The organism is Pseudonocardia sp. CA-142604 (assembly GCF_050948475.1).
In the GTDB taxonomy this organism is placed as follows: domain Bacteria; phylum Actinomycetota; class Actinomycetes; order Mycobacteriales; family Pseudonocardiaceae; genus Pseudonocardia; species Pseudonocardia alaniniphila.
The window spans coordinates 8,750,275-8,764,649 of record NZ_CP192045.1; the positions used below are offsets into that span (position 1 = coordinate 8,750,275).

General features: G+C 71.5%; 18 protein-coding genes. 14 read left to right on the forward strand and 4 right to left on the reverse strand.

Annotated elements, in window-relative coordinates; all coding sequences use genetic code 11:
* Nucleotides 1-18: 18 nt before the first annotated feature.
* The 3 genes from ACQPZQ_RS39700 to ACQPZQ_RS39710 all read right to left on the reverse strand — a co-directional run bounded on the left by ACQPZQ_RS39700 (nucleotide 19) and on the right by ACQPZQ_RS39710 (nucleotide 2,357).
* The gene (locus ACQPZQ_RS39700; protein WP_433289650.1) at nucleotides 19-933 is read right to left on the reverse strand and encodes an alpha/beta hydrolase; all 915 of its coding nucleotides are present in this window, start codon (nucleotides 931-933) and stop codon (nucleotides 19-21) included.
* A 109-nt stretch (nucleotides 934-1,042) separates the two neighbouring features.
* On the reverse strand, nucleotides 1,043-1,534 hold the full coding sequence (locus ACQPZQ_RS39705; RefSeq protein WP_241039706.1) for a PH domain-containing protein: 492 nt from the start codon (nucleotides 1,532-1,534) through the stop codon (nucleotides 1,043-1,045).
* Between the two features lie 16 nt (nucleotides 1,535-1,550).
* Nucleotides 1,551-2,357: a biotin--[acetyl-CoA-carboxylase] ligase gene (locus ACQPZQ_RS39710; RefSeq protein WP_433289651.1), complete on the reverse strand. Its 807-nt coding sequence runs from the start codon at nucleotides 2,355-2,357 to the stop codon at nucleotides 1,551-1,553.
* Between the two features lie 184 nt (nucleotides 2,358-2,541).
* Here ACQPZQ_RS39710 and ACQPZQ_RS39715 point away from each other — a divergent pair, with 184 nt between their 5' ends.
* Both ACQPZQ_RS39715 and ACQPZQ_RS39720 read left to right on the forward strand, forming a co-directional pair.
* Complete coding sequence (locus ACQPZQ_RS39715; protein WP_433289652.1) at nucleotides 2,542-4,185, forward strand: acyl-CoA carboxylase subunit beta; 1,644 nt, start codon at nucleotides 2,542-2,544, stop codon at nucleotides 4,183-4,185.
* Complete coding sequence (locus ACQPZQ_RS39720; RefSeq protein WP_433289653.1) at nucleotides 4,182-4,433, forward strand: acyl-CoA carboxylase subunit epsilon; 252 nt, start codon at nucleotides 4,182-4,184, stop codon at nucleotides 4,431-4,433. Before ACQPZQ_RS39715 ends, ACQPZQ_RS39720 begins: the two co-directional genes overlap by 4 nt.
* A gap of 9 nt (nucleotides 4,434-4,442) precedes the next feature.
* Here ACQPZQ_RS39720 and ACQPZQ_RS39725 read toward each other — a convergent pair whose 3' ends face one another.
* Nucleotides 4,443-5,036: a hypothetical protein gene (locus ACQPZQ_RS39725; RefSeq protein WP_433289654.1), complete on the reverse strand. Its 594-nt coding sequence runs from the start codon at nucleotides 5,034-5,036 to the stop codon at nucleotides 4,443-4,445.
* A 163-nt stretch (nucleotides 5,037-5,199) separates the two neighbouring features.
* Between ACQPZQ_RS39725 and ACQPZQ_RS39730 the strand changes: the two genes are divergently transcribed.
* The 12 genes from ACQPZQ_RS39730 to ACQPZQ_RS39785 all read left to right on the forward strand — a co-directional run bounded on the left by ACQPZQ_RS39730 (nucleotide 5,200) and on the right by ACQPZQ_RS39785 (nucleotide 14,215).
* Nucleotides 5,200-5,460 (forward strand): hypothetical protein, encoded by a 261-nt coding sequence (locus tag ACQPZQ_RS39730; RefSeq protein WP_433289655.1) that lies wholly within the window; start codon nucleotides 5,200-5,202, stop codon nucleotides 5,458-5,460.
* Between the two features lie 183 nt (nucleotides 5,461-5,643).
* Nucleotides 5,644-5,901, forward strand: coding sequence for a hypothetical protein (locus ACQPZQ_RS39735; RefSeq protein ID WP_433289656.1), 258 nt, complete (start codon nucleotides 5,644-5,646; stop codon nucleotides 5,899-5,901).
* Nucleotides 5,902-5,981: 80 nt separating this feature from the next.
* The gene (locus ACQPZQ_RS39740) at nucleotides 5,982-6,614 is read left to right on the forward strand and encodes a Maf family protein (RefSeq protein WP_433289657.1); all 633 of its coding nucleotides are present in this window, start codon (nucleotides 5,982-5,984) and stop codon (nucleotides 6,612-6,614) included.
* A 71-nt stretch (nucleotides 6,615-6,685) separates the two neighbouring features.
* Complete coding sequence (locus ACQPZQ_RS39745; protein WP_433289658.1) at nucleotides 6,686-7,405, forward strand: hypothetical protein; 720 nt, start codon at nucleotides 6,686-6,688, stop codon at nucleotides 7,403-7,405.
* A gap of 42 nt (nucleotides 7,406-7,447) precedes the next feature.
* Nucleotides 7,448-8,338 (forward strand): sulfurtransferase, encoded by an 891-nt coding sequence (locus ACQPZQ_RS39750; RefSeq protein WP_433289659.1) that lies wholly within the window; start codon nucleotides 7,448-7,450, stop codon nucleotides 8,336-8,338.
* On the forward strand, nucleotides 8,335-8,775 hold the full coding sequence (locus tag ACQPZQ_RS39755) for a SufE family protein (protein ID WP_433289660.1): 441 nt from the start codon (nucleotides 8,335-8,337) through the stop codon (nucleotides 8,773-8,775). The genes ACQPZQ_RS39750 and ACQPZQ_RS39755 overlap by 4 nt, the downstream gene beginning before the upstream one ends.
* A 97-nt stretch (nucleotides 8,776-8,872) precedes the next feature.
* A complete protein-coding gene (locus tag ACQPZQ_RS39760) occupies nucleotides 8,873-9,793 on the forward strand; it encodes a TIGR04222 domain-containing membrane protein (protein ID WP_433289661.1) in 921 nt (306 codons plus the stop codon).
* Nucleotides 9,786-10,631, forward strand: coding sequence for a DUF692 domain-containing protein (locus ACQPZQ_RS39765; RefSeq protein ID WP_433289662.1), 846 nt, complete (start codon nucleotides 9,786-9,788; stop codon nucleotides 10,629-10,631). Before ACQPZQ_RS39760 ends, ACQPZQ_RS39765 begins: the two co-directional genes overlap by 8 nt.
* Nucleotides 10,628-11,065 (forward strand): hypothetical protein, encoded by a 438-nt coding sequence (locus ACQPZQ_RS39770; RefSeq protein WP_433289663.1) that lies wholly within the window; start codon nucleotides 10,628-10,630, stop codon nucleotides 11,063-11,065. The genes ACQPZQ_RS39765 and ACQPZQ_RS39770 overlap by 4 nt, the downstream gene beginning before the upstream one ends.
* A gap of 128 nt (nucleotides 11,066-11,193) precedes the next feature.
* Nucleotides 11,194-12,957, forward strand: a complete 1,764-nt coding sequence (locus ACQPZQ_RS39775) for an acetyl/propionyl/methylcrotonyl-CoA carboxylase subunit alpha (protein WP_433299603.1) — start codon at nucleotides 11,194-11,196, stop codon at nucleotides 12,955-12,957.
* An 11-nt stretch (nucleotides 12,958-12,968) separates the two neighbouring features.
* On the forward strand, nucleotides 12,969-13,514 hold the full coding sequence (locus ACQPZQ_RS39780; RefSeq protein ID WP_433289664.1) for a GNAT family N-acetyltransferase: 546 nt from the start codon (nucleotides 12,969-12,971) through the stop codon (nucleotides 13,512-13,514).
* Between the two features lie 224 nt (nucleotides 13,515-13,738).
* Nucleotides 13,739-14,215 carry a hypothetical protein gene (locus ACQPZQ_RS39785; RefSeq protein ID WP_433289666.1) on the forward strand — a complete coding sequence of 159 codons (477 nt, stop codon included), beginning with the start codon at nucleotides 13,739-13,741 and terminating at the stop codon, nucleotides 14,213-14,215.
* Nucleotides 14,216-14,375 lie beyond the last annotated feature (160 nt).

The window sequence follows — 14,375 nt, forward strand, 5'->3', positions numbered from 1 at the left end:
GCCGGAGCAGCGGCTGGTTCAGGACGGCAGGAGATGCTCGACGAACCAGTCGCGGGCGGCCCCGCTCGCGATCTCCGCGCCCGCGCCGCGGTAGGCGGCGAAGTGGTCGCCGGGCACGGTCACGAGCTTCTTGGGTTGCAGCGCCGTCTCGTAGGCCTCGAAAGCCCACTCGCCGAGGGTGAGGCCGTCGTGCGGGGCGACCACCATCAGGACCGGGGTCGGGGAGATCCGCGGGAGGTACCACCCCGGCTCGTAGCCGGACAGGTGCTCGACGCTGCGCAGGGTGATCTCGTTCGTCCACTCCGGATCGCGTTCCAGCGCGCCGCCGGGACCGTAGAAGTACTCGTAGGCCGACGGGACCGGGAGACCCGCCTGCACCGAGGGGTCCTCCGCCACCAGCGGGATCACGGCGGGCGCCTCCCCTCGGGCCCGCGCCAGGCGGTCCGCCGCGAACGCCTCCTGGGCTGCTGCCATGGTGAATCCGACCAGCGCCTGGAACTGGCGGGAGCCGCTGATGAACGGCATCTGGCCGACCACCGCCTTCACCCGACGATCGATCGCGGCCACCACGAAGGCGTGCCCGGCCGAGAAGCTCGATCCCCACACCCCGATGGGCGCGCCGTTCACCTCCGGCCGGTTCTGCGCATGGCTGATCGCGTGCTGGTAGTCGCGGATCTGCTCCCACGGGTCCGCCTCGTTCCGGGGCTTCCCCGGCGCCACGCCGGAGCGGCCCCACCCGCGATGGTCGTAGAGCAGCACCGCCAGCCCCGCCCCGGCGAAGACGTCCGCGAAATCGTCGATGAAATGCTGTGTGGTGCCGCCCCACCCGTGGGCCATCACCACGCAGGGCGCGGACACCGAACCGTTCTCCGGCGGGTAGAACCACCCCCGCAGCGTCACGCCTTCGGCATCGAACTCGATCTCCTCGCGCATCGCGCCCCCTCCTCGCTCCTTGCCGCCAGTCTGTGCGGCCGGCGGAACGCGGAAGTGCCGATTCCTGCAGAGGTCTTGCCGATCCGTGCAATCCGCGGGGCCAGGAGGGCTAGGCCGGAGAGATGTCGGACAGCTCGTCGTACAGCAGCATGTGCACCTTCTCGACGCCCGGAACGTCGTCGAACTCCAGCGGCTCGTCGGACGCCGACTCGATGATCAGCGTGCCGGAGCCGACGATCCGCTCGAAGATCGTGTGCCGGAACTGCACGCTGTTGATCCGTTTCAACGGGATGTCGATCCCGCGGCGGGTGAACACGCCCTCGCGAACCAACACCCGGCGGGTGGTCACCACGAAGTGCGTGGTGCGCCAGCGCACAACGGGCACCACCGTGAACCGGATGACGAGCCCGAGCGCCACCACGGCGAGCGCCAGCCAGGCCCAGTGGCCCCACGTCTGGCTGCCTGCCAGTGCGGCGAGGTACGACCCGATCGCCACCACCAACAGCAGCACGAGAACGGGAACGACGAGCATCTTCCAGTGCGGGTGCTTGTGCATCACGACCCGCTCGCCCTCGACGAGCAGCTCGTCCGGGTAAGCCACGAACACACGGTACTGCTCAGTCGGCCTTTCGCAGATGCACGACATCGCCTGCCGCGACGGCCCGCCGGTGGCCCGCCCCGTCGAGGAGCAGCAGCCGTCCGTCGCGGTCGACGTCCTCGGCGATCCCGGTGAGCACCGCCCCGCCGGGCAGCTCAACCCGCACCTCGGACCCGAGGCTCGCGCAGCCGGCGCGGTAGTCGGCACGCAGCCGGGTGGCGTCCGGATCGCCACGGGCCTCACGCCATTCGGCCTCACGGCGGGAGAGGTGAGTGAGCAACGCCACGAGCACGGCCGTGCGATCGGCGGGGCCGCCCTCGGCGGCCAGCGAGGTGGCGCCGGGCTGGTCCGGGGGCGAGGCGACGACGTTCATCCCGATGCCGACGACCACCGCTGGACGACCGTGGTCGCCCACCTCCGCCAGGATGCCGGCCACCTTGCGGGGCTCCGCGCCGAGCAGCAGGTCGTTGGGCCACTTGAGGCCGGCGGGGGCGGTGGTGAGCTCGCGGACGGCGTCGAGGGCGGCGAGCCCTGCGAGCAGTGGCAGCCAGCTGAACCGGGACGGCGGCACACCCGCGGGCCGCAGCAGGATGCTGACGGTGATGCCGGAACCGGGCGGCGCCACCCATGTGCGGGCAAGCCGGCCGCGGCCGGCCTCCTGGTGCTCCGCGACGAGCACCGAGCGGTCCGGAGCACCGGCCGCGGCGGCGGCCAGCAGGTCGGCGTTGGTGGAGCCGGTGCGCTCGACCACGTCGACCTGAGCCCAGAGCCCGACGAGCGACGTGCGCAGCACATCCGCGTCCAGCGGCTGAGCGGTCCGTTCCATGGCGTCGGACGCTACCGGCGGTGCGCCCCCGGCGTGGCCTGCAACGCGAACCTGGCGGCGGACGGACCCCGCGGGGCGGCGGATGCCCGCTCGAACGGTCGCGAAGTAGCGAAGACGACATCTTCGCCCCGGCCATCCCGGTTACGGCCGCATTAAGCTGCGCGGCCATGAGCAAGGGACGACGATGAGTGCAGCCATGGAGCCGATCGCGGACGCGTCCGGCGCCGCAGCCGACGAGCCCGACATCCACACCACGGCCGGCAAGCTCGCCGACCTCTACCAGCGCATCGACGGTGCGGTGCACGCGGGCAGCGAGGCCGCCGTGGAGCGCCAGCACGCGAAGGGCCGCCAGACGGCACGGGAACGGATCGACCAGCTGCTCGACCCGGGCTCCTTCGTCGAGCTCGACGCCCTGACGCGCCACCGCTCCACCAACTTCGGGATGCAGGAGAAGCGCCCGTTCGGCGACGGCGTGGTGACCGGCACCGGCACGATCGACGGTCGTCCCGTCGCCGTGTTCAGCCAGGACGCCACGGTCTTCGGCGGGGCGCTCGGCGAGGTGTACGGCGAGAAGATCGTCAAGGTGATGGACCTCGCCACCAAGATCGGCTGCCCCGTCATCGGGATCAACGACGGCGGCGGCGCGCGCATCCAGGAGGGCGTGGTCGCGCTCGGGCTCTACGGCGAGATCTTCGTGCGCAACGTGCGCTCCTCCGGCGTGGTGCCGCAGATCTCGCTGGTGATGGGCCCCTGCGCGGGCGGCGCGGTGTACTCGCCGGCGATCACCGACTTCACTGTGATGGTCGACGGCACCAGCCACATGTTCATCACCGGGCCGGACATCATCAAGACGGTCACCGGCGAGCAGGTCGACTTCGAGGAGCTCGGCGGCGGCCGCACCCACAACACGAAGTCCGGCGTGGCGCACTACCTCGCCGACGACGAGGCCGACGCGATCTCCTACGTGAAGGAGCTGCTCTCCTTCCTGCCGTCGAACAACCTCTCCGAGGCGCCTGCCTACCCGGCCCCCGAGCCCACGGCCGGTGCGCTCGCCGACGGGCTCACCGACACCGACCTCGAGCTCGACAGCATCGTCCCGGACTCGCCGAACACCCCGTACGACATCCACGAGGTGATCAACCGGGTGCTCGACGAGGGCGAGTTCCTCGAGGTACACGAGCTGTTCGCGCCCAACATCGTGGTGGGCTTCGGCCGGGTCGAGGGCAAGTCGGTGGGCGTCGTCGCCAACCAGCCCACGCAGTTCGCGGGCTGCCTCGACATCGACGCCTCCGAGAAGGCGGCCCGGTTCGTCCGCACCTGCGACGCGTTCAACATCCCGGTTCTCACGTTCGTGGACGTGCCCGGCTTCCTGCCCGGCACCGAGCAGGAGTGGAACGGGATCATCCGCCGCGGCGCGAAGCTGATCTACGCCTACGCCGAGGCAACCGTCCCCAAGGTCACGGTGATCACCCGCAAGGCCTACGGCGGCGCGTACGACGTGATGGGGTCGAAGCACCTGGGCGCCGACGTCAACGTGGCCTGGCCCACCGCGCAGATCGCCGTCACCGGCGCAGCGGGCGCGGTGAGCATCCTGTACCGCAAGGAGCTGTCCGGCCTCGAGGGCGACGAGCTCGCGGCACGCCGGGCCGAACTGCAGCAGGAGTACGAGGACACCCTCGCCAACCCCTACATCGCGGCCGACCGCGGCTACATCGACGGCGTCATCCCCCCGTCGCACACCCGCGGCTACGTCGGGCGCGCGCTGCGCCTGCTGGCCACCAAGCGGGAAGCCGTGCCGGCCCGCAAGCACGGGAACATCCCGCTGTGACTCCCTCGGCGACGGAGGCCGGCGAGCCGACACCCGAGGAGCGCCGGGCTGCGTTCCGGATCGTGCGGGGCGAGCCGACCGACGAGGAGGTGGCCGCCCTCACCGTGGTGCTCGCAGCGGCCGCCGCCCCGGCGGTGACGACGACCCCGGCCACGGTTCGCGATCGCTGGTCGGCGCCCGAGGCCCGGCTGCGCGTTCCACTGCACCCCGGACCAGGCGCCTGGAAGACCTCCACCTGGCCACGCTGAGCCGCCGGCTCACCGGAAGCGGATCGAGGAGACCGACTCGTTCGCAGCTGCCAGCCGGTCCGCGTCCGGCGGGCCGATGACGACGAGCACGAACAGCCGCCGCGTGCCGTCCTCGATCATGGTGACCTGCACGTCGGCGCCGACCTCCGCGGAACCGGCCGGCAGCACGCGGTAGCCGGCGACCCACGCCACGCGGCCGTCCACCGTGGTCTCCTCGTCGATGTAGTACTCCCGCCTGCCGGGTACCGGCAGGAAGAACTCGCCGAGGTCGCCCGCCAGCCGGCGCGTCGCGGTGGTCAGCGGCGGCTCCGTGGCGTCGGACGACGGCGGGACCACGCCGATCATCAGCACGGTGCCCGGCTGGGTCCCGTCGAGCATGCCGCCGGACGAGATGCCGAACAGGCGCTCCTCGGCCGGCAGGGCCGCCCAGCCCACAGGCAGGGCGTAGTCCAGGCCCGCGGTGTCGTCCCGCACGGTCGGCCCGCCGGGATCGGCGTTCCCGGGAACCGTCACGACGACTGTGGTGGCCACGACGGCCAGGGCGAGCGTGGATGTTGTGGTCAGCAGGCCGGGTCGGCGATGGCGCAGCGGTCGCGTGGTCACCCGTAGAGCGTCGGGGGTTTCGCGCGAACAGACATCAGGACTTCTACCGATCTTCTGCGCAGCCGCAGCCTTAATTCCTGCTCAAGAAGCTGGCCGGGACTCCGTGATCACGCACACACTCGCCCGGACGGCCGATGTTCGGCCGACGACAGGGGGTGACGTGATGAACGAGCCGATGGTCGTCGTCGTGGTGATCGGGATCGTGGCGCTGGTCGCGCTCGGCATCGTGCTGGGTTCCCACGCAGGCGGCCCGCCCGGGCCGAAGGCCGCCCCGCGCCGACCGGAATTCGCAGCTCGGAGCGGGCGCCGCAAGTCGAGCGGTGACATCTCAGGCATCGTCGTGCCGGGCGCCGACGGTGGCAGCGACTGCGGCTGGGGTGGTGGCGACTCGGGCGGCGGTGACGGGGGCGGCGGGAGCTGCTGACCCGATCGCGGGTTCGCCCGCATCCTTCCCCGACGGCCGGAACCGGGCCCGGTGACCGATCCACGACTCGCTCACGTTCCTTGGCCTCCTCTCGATCAGCGGTCGCAAACTGGGGTTATCGGTCGCAGGCGGCGGGCACGCCCGTCCGGACAGGGGGTCCGCGGCCGAGGAGGGGGAATCGACGTGGATCCGATCGTCGGAATCGGCCTGACCGTGCTGGTACTCATGGTGCTGCTCCGGGTGGCGACGATGCGCGGCCGCTACAGCGCTCGCGGCCGCTCCGCGGGCCGACGAAGCTCCTACTACAACCCGGATTTCCTCGGCGGTTCCGACCACAGCGGGGTCCTCCCCGGCTACGACGGCGGCTGGCACGGAGGGCACCACAGCGGCTGGGGCGGCGGCCACCACGGGGGCTCGAGCGGCGGGCACGGGAGCCACTGACGCAGGCACCGGGCCGGGGGATGCGGGCACGCCCTACCGCCACGAGATCGTCGCGGAGTGAACGCATAGGGTCGGACGTCGTGCGTGTCGTACTGGCTTCCGCCTCCCCCGCCCGGCTGTCGGTCCTGCGGGCCGCAGGGCTGAACCCGATCGTCGAGGTGGCAGACGTCGACGAGGAGGCGCTGCTCACCACCGTGCCGCACGCGTCACCGGGCGAGAAGGTCACCGCGCTCGCGGGCGCGAAGGCCACCACCGTCGCCCGCCGGATCGCCGCCGCACACCCGGACGCCGTCGTCATCGGCTGCGACTCGATGCTGCACGTCAACTCCGAACTGGTCGGCAAGCCCGCCGACGTCGAGACGGCCAGGCGGCGCTGGCGGGCCATGGCGGGCCGCTCCGGGGAGCTGGTCACCGGCCACACCGTGCTGCGGATGGCCGACGGGGAGATCGACCGCGTCGCCGAAGGACACGCCGTCACGGTCGTCCGGTTCGCCGAGCCGACCGACGCCGAACTCGACGCCTACCTGGCCACTCGCGAACCACTCGCGGTAGCCGGGGCCTTCACGCTCGACGGGCTGGGCGGCTGGTTCGTCGAGGGCATCGACGGCGACCCGTCGAACGTCATAGGAATCAGCCTCCCCCTGACACGCCGCCTACTAAGGGCGGTAGGGGTAGGGGTAACGGACCTATGGACAAGCGTTTCGGAACCGTAGTGCCGGCACGGGCCTGACGCCGACGACACAAGGGCTCCACAACTGCCGGGGCTCAGGAATAACGTTGCAGAGTGGGCTATTACGAGGACACCCTTGCCGCTTTTCGGCGGGGTGAGACAGATCTCGTGGAGCAGCTGAGCCGGCGCGAGCTCGCGCGTGCTCGCGAGTCCTCCGACGTGGCCACCGAGGTGCAAGCGATCTGCATGCTGGCCAGGGTGGCCGTGCGCGACGGCGACGTGCCCGAGGCCGAGCGGCTGGGGCGGCTGGCCCGGGCGCTCGCGCGTGAGACGGGCGAAAAGCGACTCGAGCTCGGTCCGACCCACATTCTGGCCGGCTGCGCGCGTATTTCGGGCAATCTCGCATTCGCCCGCAGGCTCTACCAGGAGAGCATCTCGCTCAACGAGACTTTCGGCGAATGGCGCATGGTGGTGGTGGAACTCCACAACCTGGCATACATCGAGCTCCACGCGGGCGACGTCGAGCGCGCCCGGGAGCTGTTCACCACGGCTCTGCGGCGGACGGTGGAACAGGACATCGACGACATGCTCCCGTACGTCGCACTCGACACAGCCGTGATGGCCGCCACCGACGGCGACCATCTGCGGGCCACCCTGCTTCTCGCTGCGCTCGACAACGCGCTTCGCGCAGCCGGACAGATCCTGGATCCGGACGACGCGATCGAGCAGACAGCTCTCCGGGAACAGCTGGTCACCACGCTCGGGCGGCCGTCGTTCGAGTCCGTGTACGCGACGGGAGCGGGCCTCGGGCTCCGCGACGCACTTGACGTGTGAACACCGTTACAGCACCGGCCCGAGCGGGACTAGCCTGAACGTATGGCGCTGCCCAACGACACCGACCCCAAGCTCGCCGAGTACGCCCACCCCGAGCGGCTGGTCACCACCGAGTGGCTCGCGCAGAACCTCGGGAGTGAGGGCCTCGTCGTCGTCGAGTCCGACGAGGACGTCCTCCTCTACGACACAGGGCACATCCCCGGCGCGGTCAAGGTCGACTGGCACACGGAGCTCAACGACCCCGTCACGCGCGACTACGTGGACGGTGCGCGCTTCGCCGAGCTCTGCGGCGAACGTGGCATCACGCGCGACACCACCGTCGTGTTCTACGGCGACCGGAACAACTGGTGGGCCACCTACGCGCTCTGGGTGTTCTCGCTGTTCGGCCACCCCGACGTGCGCATCCTCGACGGCGGGCGGGCCAAGTGGGTCGCCGAGGGCCGCGAGATGACCACCGAGGCCGCGAAGCCGGCCCAGGTCGACTACCCGGTGATCGAGCGCGACGACGCCACGATCCGCGCGTTCAAGGACGACGTCCTCGCCCACCTGGGAGGGCCGCTCGTCGACGTCCGTTCACCGGGCGAGTACTCCGGCGAGCTGCTGCACATGCCCGACTACCCGCAGGAAGGCGCCGTGCGCGGCGGCCACATCCCGGGGGCGGCGAGCGTGCCGTGGGCCCGCGCCGCCGCCGAGGACGCCACCTTCAAGACGCGCAGCGACCTGGAGGCCATCTACCAGCAGGAGCAGGGGCTCTCCGCCGACGACGACGTCATCGCCTACTGCCGCATCGGCGAGCGCTCCAGCCACACCTGGTTCGTCCTCACGCACCTGCTGGGCTTCGGTCACGTCCGCAACTACGACGGCAGCTGGACGGAGTGGGGCAACACCGTGCGCGTACCGATCGTCCAGGGATCGGAGCGCGGCTCGGTATGACTCTCCCGCCACAGCTCGCCGAGCTGGTCGAGGACTTCTCCGAAGTCGGGCCGAAGGACCGGCTGCAGCTGCTCCTGGAGCTGTCCCAGGAGCTGCCGGAGCTTCCTGAGCGCTACGCCAACGCGGCGGGCTCGATGGAGCAGGTGCACGAGTGCCAGTCGCCGCTGTTCCTGGCGGTGGAGGTCGAGCCGGGCGGCGACCGCACGGTGCACCTGTTCTTCTCGGCCCCGCCCGAGGCGCCCACCACCCGCGGGTTCGCCTCGATCATGCACACCGGGCTGGACGGCGAACCGGCTGCCGACGTGCTGGCGGTGCCCGACGACTTCTACACGCAGCTCGGGCTCGCCCAGGCCGTCAGCCCGTTACGGCTGCGCGGGATGGCGGCGATGCTCAGCAGGATCAAGAACCAGGTGCGGATGGCCACCGCCGCAGCCTGACTAGGCAACCTCAAGTCCTGGTCAAGAAGGTTTCCTGCGCCACGTGAGGGTGACAACACTGTGAGGCGTCTCATAAGGACGGCTCAGGAGGTGTGCGATGACCCTCGAAGCGACAGCGGAGACCTGGGGCATCAGCGGTCCGACGTTCCTGCTGGCCTATCTCGTGCTCGCACTGGCGGTGTGGATCGCCGGCACCCAGACGCGCCGGATGCTGGCCGACCCACGGGCCACCGGTCCGGCCGCTGATATCACGACACACCCACACGACACCGCGTACCTGAACGGTGGCACCGAGCTCGCGGTGTTCTCGGCGCTCAGCTCGATGCACCTGCGCGGCACGATCACGTCCTCACGTGGCGCTGTCCAGTCCGCCGGCCGGCTCGATCCCGGTGCCGACGGGCTCGAGCGCGCCATCCACTTCACCGCTCGGGGCAAGGTGCGTCGCAGCCGGTTGCCGTTCCACCGCCCCGTGATGACCGCCCTGTCCGAGATCGAGATGCGGCTGGTCGGCGCCGGCCTGCTGCTGTCGGAGGAGCAGCGGCTTCGCATCCGGCGCGTCGGGGTGTGGATGCTCGCCGTCGCCGTCCTCGGCCTGGTGCGTGTGCTCGCCGGGGTGGCCGAGGCCAAGCCCGTGGGGTTCCTCGTCGCGGCGCTCATCGCCGTCGCGCTCGTCGCCGTCGTGCAGTTGGCACGGGCCCCGCGGCGCACTCGCCGCGGCGACCGGATGCTCGAGACGTTGCGCATCGAACACCACCTGCTCGCACCCGAGGTGAAGCCCGACTGGTCGGTCCACGGACCTGTCGGCGCCGCGCTGGGCGTCGGGATCTTCGGGATGGGCGCGCTGTGGGCGTCCGATCCCGCATTCGCCGACGAGCTCGCCGCCCAGCGAGTCGCTGCGGGCAGCTCGGGCGGATCGGGTGGTGACGGAGGCGCCGGGGTCAGCAGCTGCGGTGGCGGCGGTGGCGACAGCGGAGGTGGCGGCGGGGGCTGCGGCGGAGGCGGAGGCTGCGGTGGCTGAGACGGCCGCGCCGCTGCCCGCGGGGGTCGGCATCGGCTGGCGGCCGGAGATCGCCGGCTGGGTGGCAGGCCGCATCGCACCGGCGTTCTGCGAGGTCATCGCCGAGTCCATCGCTCCCGCAGCTACGCCCCGGGGGGTGGCGGAGCTGCGGGAGCGAGGGATCCCGGTCGTGCCGCACGGCGTCCGGCTCTCGCTCGGGAGCACCGAGCCCGTCGAGGCCCGCCGGGTGGCGCACCTCGCGGCGTGCGCCGCTGCCGTGCAGGCCCCGCTGGTGAGCGAGCACATCGCGTTCGTCCGGGCGGGAGGCCGTGAGGTCGGCCACTTGCTTCCGGTGCCGCGCACCCGCGAGGCGCTGGACGTGCTCGCCGGCAACATCCGGCGCACGCAGGCCGAGCTCGACGTCCCGCTCGCGCTCGAGCCGATCGCGGCGCTGTTCGACTGGCCCGACAACGAGTACACCGAGCCCGACTTCCTCACCGACCTGCTGGAGCGCACCGGCGCGTTGCTCCTGCTCGATGTGGCCAACGTGTACGCCAACGCCGTCAACCGCGGGCAGGATCCGGAAGCCGTGCTGGACCGGTTCCCGCTGGACCGCGTCGCCTACGTCCACGTGGGCGGTGGCGCGGAGCACCCCGACGACCCCGGCCTCTACCACGACACCCACACCCACCCGGTGCCCTCAGCCGTGTTGGGCCTGGTCGAACTGCTCGTCGAACGGACGGCCGCGGCCCCGCCGGTCATGCTCGAACGCGACGGCCGCTACCCGCCCGCCGCCGAGCTGGAAGCCGAGCTCGACGCGATCGCGGTGGCGGCGGGCCACCTGGCGGTAGTGCGGTGACGCCCGCGTCAGGTGGTGCGGACGAGCGGTCCGGCCTCGCCGCCCGACAGGCCGAGCTGGTGGCCGCGCTCGTGGCCGGCGGGACAGTCCCACCCGGCTTCGACGCCACCCGCCTCGACGCCACCCGGCGAGCCCTGGTGCGCAAACGCGCAGGCGAGGCCGCGAAGGCATGGCCGCTGCTGGCGGCATCCTGCGGTGGGGACTGGCCGCGCGCCTTCGCCGCCCACCGCGCAGGCCACGAGCCGGTCGGAGCGCTGCGTGACGGCTGGGACGTGGCACGGGCCCTGCAACGGCGTGGTGAGCTGAGTGCCGGAGCCGCCGCCGAGCTGGCCGAACGTGAGTTCGCCTTCCGCTACGACGGGCAGGGCGACCCCCGGCCTCGCCGCGGCGTCCGCTTCCGCCGGTCCGTCGCGAAGCTGCTCGCCCGGCGTTGAGGGCGATCTCTCGCTATTGCCGGGAGCGGCCGCATGGATCAGCGGCTCGCCACCTCTAAACTCCTCAGTAACAACTGGGCCGGGGCACCCGGTACAGCACCACCACGAGGAGGCAGACCGTGGCGCGCTTGAGCAAGGTTCTCGTCGCGAACCGTGGGGAGATCGCCGTTCGCGTCATCAGGGCCTGCCGGGACGCCGGACTTGCGAGCGTTGCCGTCTACGCCGACCCCGACCGTGACGCCCCGTTCGTGCGGCTGGCCGACGAGGCGTTCGCCCTCGGCGGCACCACCGCCACCGAGTCCTACCTCGTTTTCGACAAGCTGCTCGACGTCGCGAAGCGCTCCGGCGCCGACGCCGTCCACCCGGGTTACGGCTTCCTCAGCGAGAACGCCGACTTCGCGCAGGCCGTCATCGACGCGGAGCTGACGTGGATCGGCCCCACACCGCAGGCCATCCGCGACCTCGGCGACAAGGTCACCGCCCGCCACATCGCCACGCGGGCGGGTGCACCGCTCGTGCCCGGCACCGACGAGCCGGTGAGCGGCGCTGAGGAGGTCGAGGCCTTCGCGGACGAGCACGGCCTCCCCGTCGCGATCAAGGCGGCGTTCGGTGGTGGCGGCCGCGGCATGAAAGTGGCGCGGGAGAAGAAGGACATCGCCGAGCTCTACGAGTCGGCGGTCCGCGAGGCCGTTGCGGCGTTCGGCCGCGGCGAGTGCTTCGTCGAGCGCTACCTGGACAAGCCGCGCCACGTCGAGGCCCAGGTGCTGGCCGACACCCATGGCAACGTGATCGTGGTCGGCACGCGCGACTGCTCGTTGCAGCGCCGGTTCCAGAAGCTCGTGGAGGAGGCGCCCGCCCCTTTCCTCAGCGACGAGCAGCGCAGCACGATCCACGAGGCCGCCAAGGCCATCTGCAAGGAAGCCGGCTACCACGGTGCCGGCACCGTGGAGTTCCTCGTCGGGCAGGACGGGTTGATCTCGTTCCTCGAGGTCAACACGCGGCTCCAGGTCGAGCACCCCGTCTCGGAGGAGACGAGCGGGCTCGACCTCGTGCGGGAGCAGTTCCGAATCGCCGAGGGTGAGGTGCTCAACCTGCTCGAGGATCCGGAGCCGCGCGGGCACTCCATCGAGTTCCGGATCAACGGTGAGGACGCCGGTCGCAACTTCCTGCCCGCACCGGGCACCGTGACGTCGATCTCCCTGCCCGCGGGGCCCGGGGTGCGGGTGGACGCCGGGGTCGAGTCGGGATCGGTGATCGGCGGTCAGTTCGACTCGTTGCTGGCCAAGCTCATCGTCACGGGCTCGGACCGCGCCCAGGCGCTGGAGCGGTCGCGCCGCGCGCTCGCCGAGTTCCAGGTCGAGGGCATGGCGACCGTGCTGCCCTTCCACCGGCTCGTCGTGGACGACCCGGCGTTCGCCGCCACCGAGGAGGAGGGCTTCACCGTCCACACCCGGTGGATCGAGACGGAGTGGGACAACACCGTCGCGCCCTTCGAGGGCGGTGAGGACACCGAGGAGGACTCGGGGCCGCGGCAGACCGTCGTCGTCGAGGTCGGCGGGCGGCGGCTGGAGGTCTCGCTGCCCGGCGATCTCGCCATCGGCGGAGGCGGAGGCGCCGCGACCAAAGCGGCGGCGCCCCGCAAGCGCGGCGGCGGCCGGGGTGGCTCGAAGGCGTCCGGCGACGCGGTGACGGCGCCCATGCAGGGCACGATCATCAAGGTCGCGGTGTCCGACGGCGACACCGTCTCGGCAGGCGACCTCGTCGTCGTGCTGGAGGCGATGAAGATGGAGAACCCCGTGCTCGCGCACAAGGACGGCACCGTCACCGGCCTCGCCGCCGAAGCCGGCAGCTCGGTGTCCCAGGGCACCGTCATCTGCGAGATCAAGGACTGACCGCTCCCCGCATGGACCCTGTCGAGATCAACGCCGGCTCCTGGTACCTGCGCGCCCTGCGGGCCGACGACCGCGTCGACGACCGGCCTGCCGTGCTGGCGTCCTGCCGCGATCCGGAGATCCGCCGCTGGCGCGAACGGCCGCCGGCCACCCAGGAGGCCGCAGGCGACTACGTGCGTCTGTGCGCCCAGCGCTGGAGGCGCGACGAGGGCTACACGTGGGCCGTCTGCGAGCCGACCACCGGGGAGATGCTCGGCGAGATCGAGCTGGCAGCCCTCGACCTGGCTGCGGGCACGGCCGAGGCGACCTGCTGGGCGCTCCCGGCAGCGCGCGGCCGCGGCATGATCACCACCGCGCTGTCGGCCGTGCTGCGGTTCGCATTCGCCGGGCTGGGGCTGCGGCAGGTCACCTACGCCGTGGCGGAGGGCAACACGGCGTCGTCGCGCGTGGCGATCAAATGCGGCTTCCGGCCCACGGCGAGGCAGCACTCCGCATGGGTTTCCGACGGGCGACGCCAGGACGTCCTCATCACGGCGCGGTCGGCGACGGACAGTTGACGATCAACGACAGAGCGTTTTACCGTCGTCGAGCCAGGCGATTCCACAGCGACCCCGCACCGTGCTGGACAAGTGCATAGCGGAAAGCAGTGACGCAAACCCGTGACCACCACGGGGCCCGGTGACTCCGCCACGCGGAAGTGCCGCGCCGCGGATCCGTTCGCCACGCTGGCTCAGGCCGCGCCGCGAACACGCCCCCATCCCGACCGGCGACCAGGATCCGTATGCCCCCCGAGATGTTCGTGACCAGCCACATCCACACCGACGGGCCGATTCCCGGCCCCCATTCCCTACTCACCCTCATCTCCGTCGCGCACACGCTCGACGGGATCCCGACCACGGTGTTCACCACCAACGTGCGTGAACTGCCCGGTGCCACCCTGCACCCGGTCGCCCTCCAGACCTGGAGGCGACAGGCGGAGGACTGGCTCTCCACCCGCCGGGCGAGCCGCCCACCCGCCCTCGCGATGACCGCCTTCGCCCAGTGGATCGACGATCTTCCTGGACGGCCGGTGTTCGTCGCCGACACCGCAGATCCGGACTATCTGTTCCTGTACTGGTATCTGCAGCGCTTCGCCGGCCACTGGCCCTTCGCCAGGACCGTCACCGATGCGGATCTCCACGCCCGCATCGACTGCTCCACACGCTGCCCGCTCGCCGGGTGCCGGATGCCGGAAACGGTGCTGGCGAAGACGAGCTGACACGAGATCGCCACCAGCGACGGCCGGTGCGGACTGCAGCCGCACCGGCCGTCGGCGTTCCGGGTCGTTCGCGATCGCACAGCAGATCCCGGGAACCGGCCTGGCGAATGCCCACCCCGGCCTACGGTCGCCACGACGTCCCGCGCAGAACATCTCGCAC

Excerpts from the sequence above, each read along its gene's own strand:
- ACQPZQ_RS39700 (WP_433289650.1), bottom strand. The coding sequence starts at position 933 with ATGCGCGAGGAGATCGAGTTCGATGCCGAAGGCGTGACGCTGCGGGGG.
- ACQPZQ_RS39710 (WP_433289651.1), bottom strand. The coding sequence starts at position 2,357 with ATGGAACGGACCGCTCAGCCGCTGGACGCGGATGTGCTGCGCACGTCG.
- ACQPZQ_RS39715 (WP_433289652.1), top strand. The coding sequence starts at position 2,542 with ATGAGTGCAGCCATGGAGCCGATCGCGGACGCGTCCGGCGCCGCAGCC.
- ACQPZQ_RS39730 (WP_433289655.1), top strand. The coding sequence starts at position 5,200 with ATGAACGAGCCGATGGTCGTCGTCGTGGTGATCGGGATCGTGGCGCTG.
- ACQPZQ_RS39750 (WP_433289659.1), top strand. The coding sequence starts at position 7,448 with ATGGCGCTGCCCAACGACACCGACCCCAAGCTCGCCGAGTACGCCCAC.
- ACQPZQ_RS39755 (WP_433289660.1), top strand. The coding sequence starts at position 8,335 with ATGACTCTCCCGCCACAGCTCGCCGAGCTGGTCGAGGACTTCTCCGAA.
- ACQPZQ_RS39760 (WP_433289661.1), top strand. The coding sequence starts at position 8,873 with ATGACCCTCGAAGCGACAGCGGAGACCTGGGGCATCAGCGGTCCGACG.
- ACQPZQ_RS39780 (WP_433289664.1), top strand. The coding sequence starts at position 12,969 with ATGGACCCTGTCGAGATCAACGCCGGCTCCTGGTACCTGCGCGCCCTG.
- ACQPZQ_RS39785 (WP_433289666.1), top strand. The coding sequence starts at position 13,739 with ATGCCCCCCGAGATGTTCGTGACCAGCCACATCCACACCGACGGGCCG.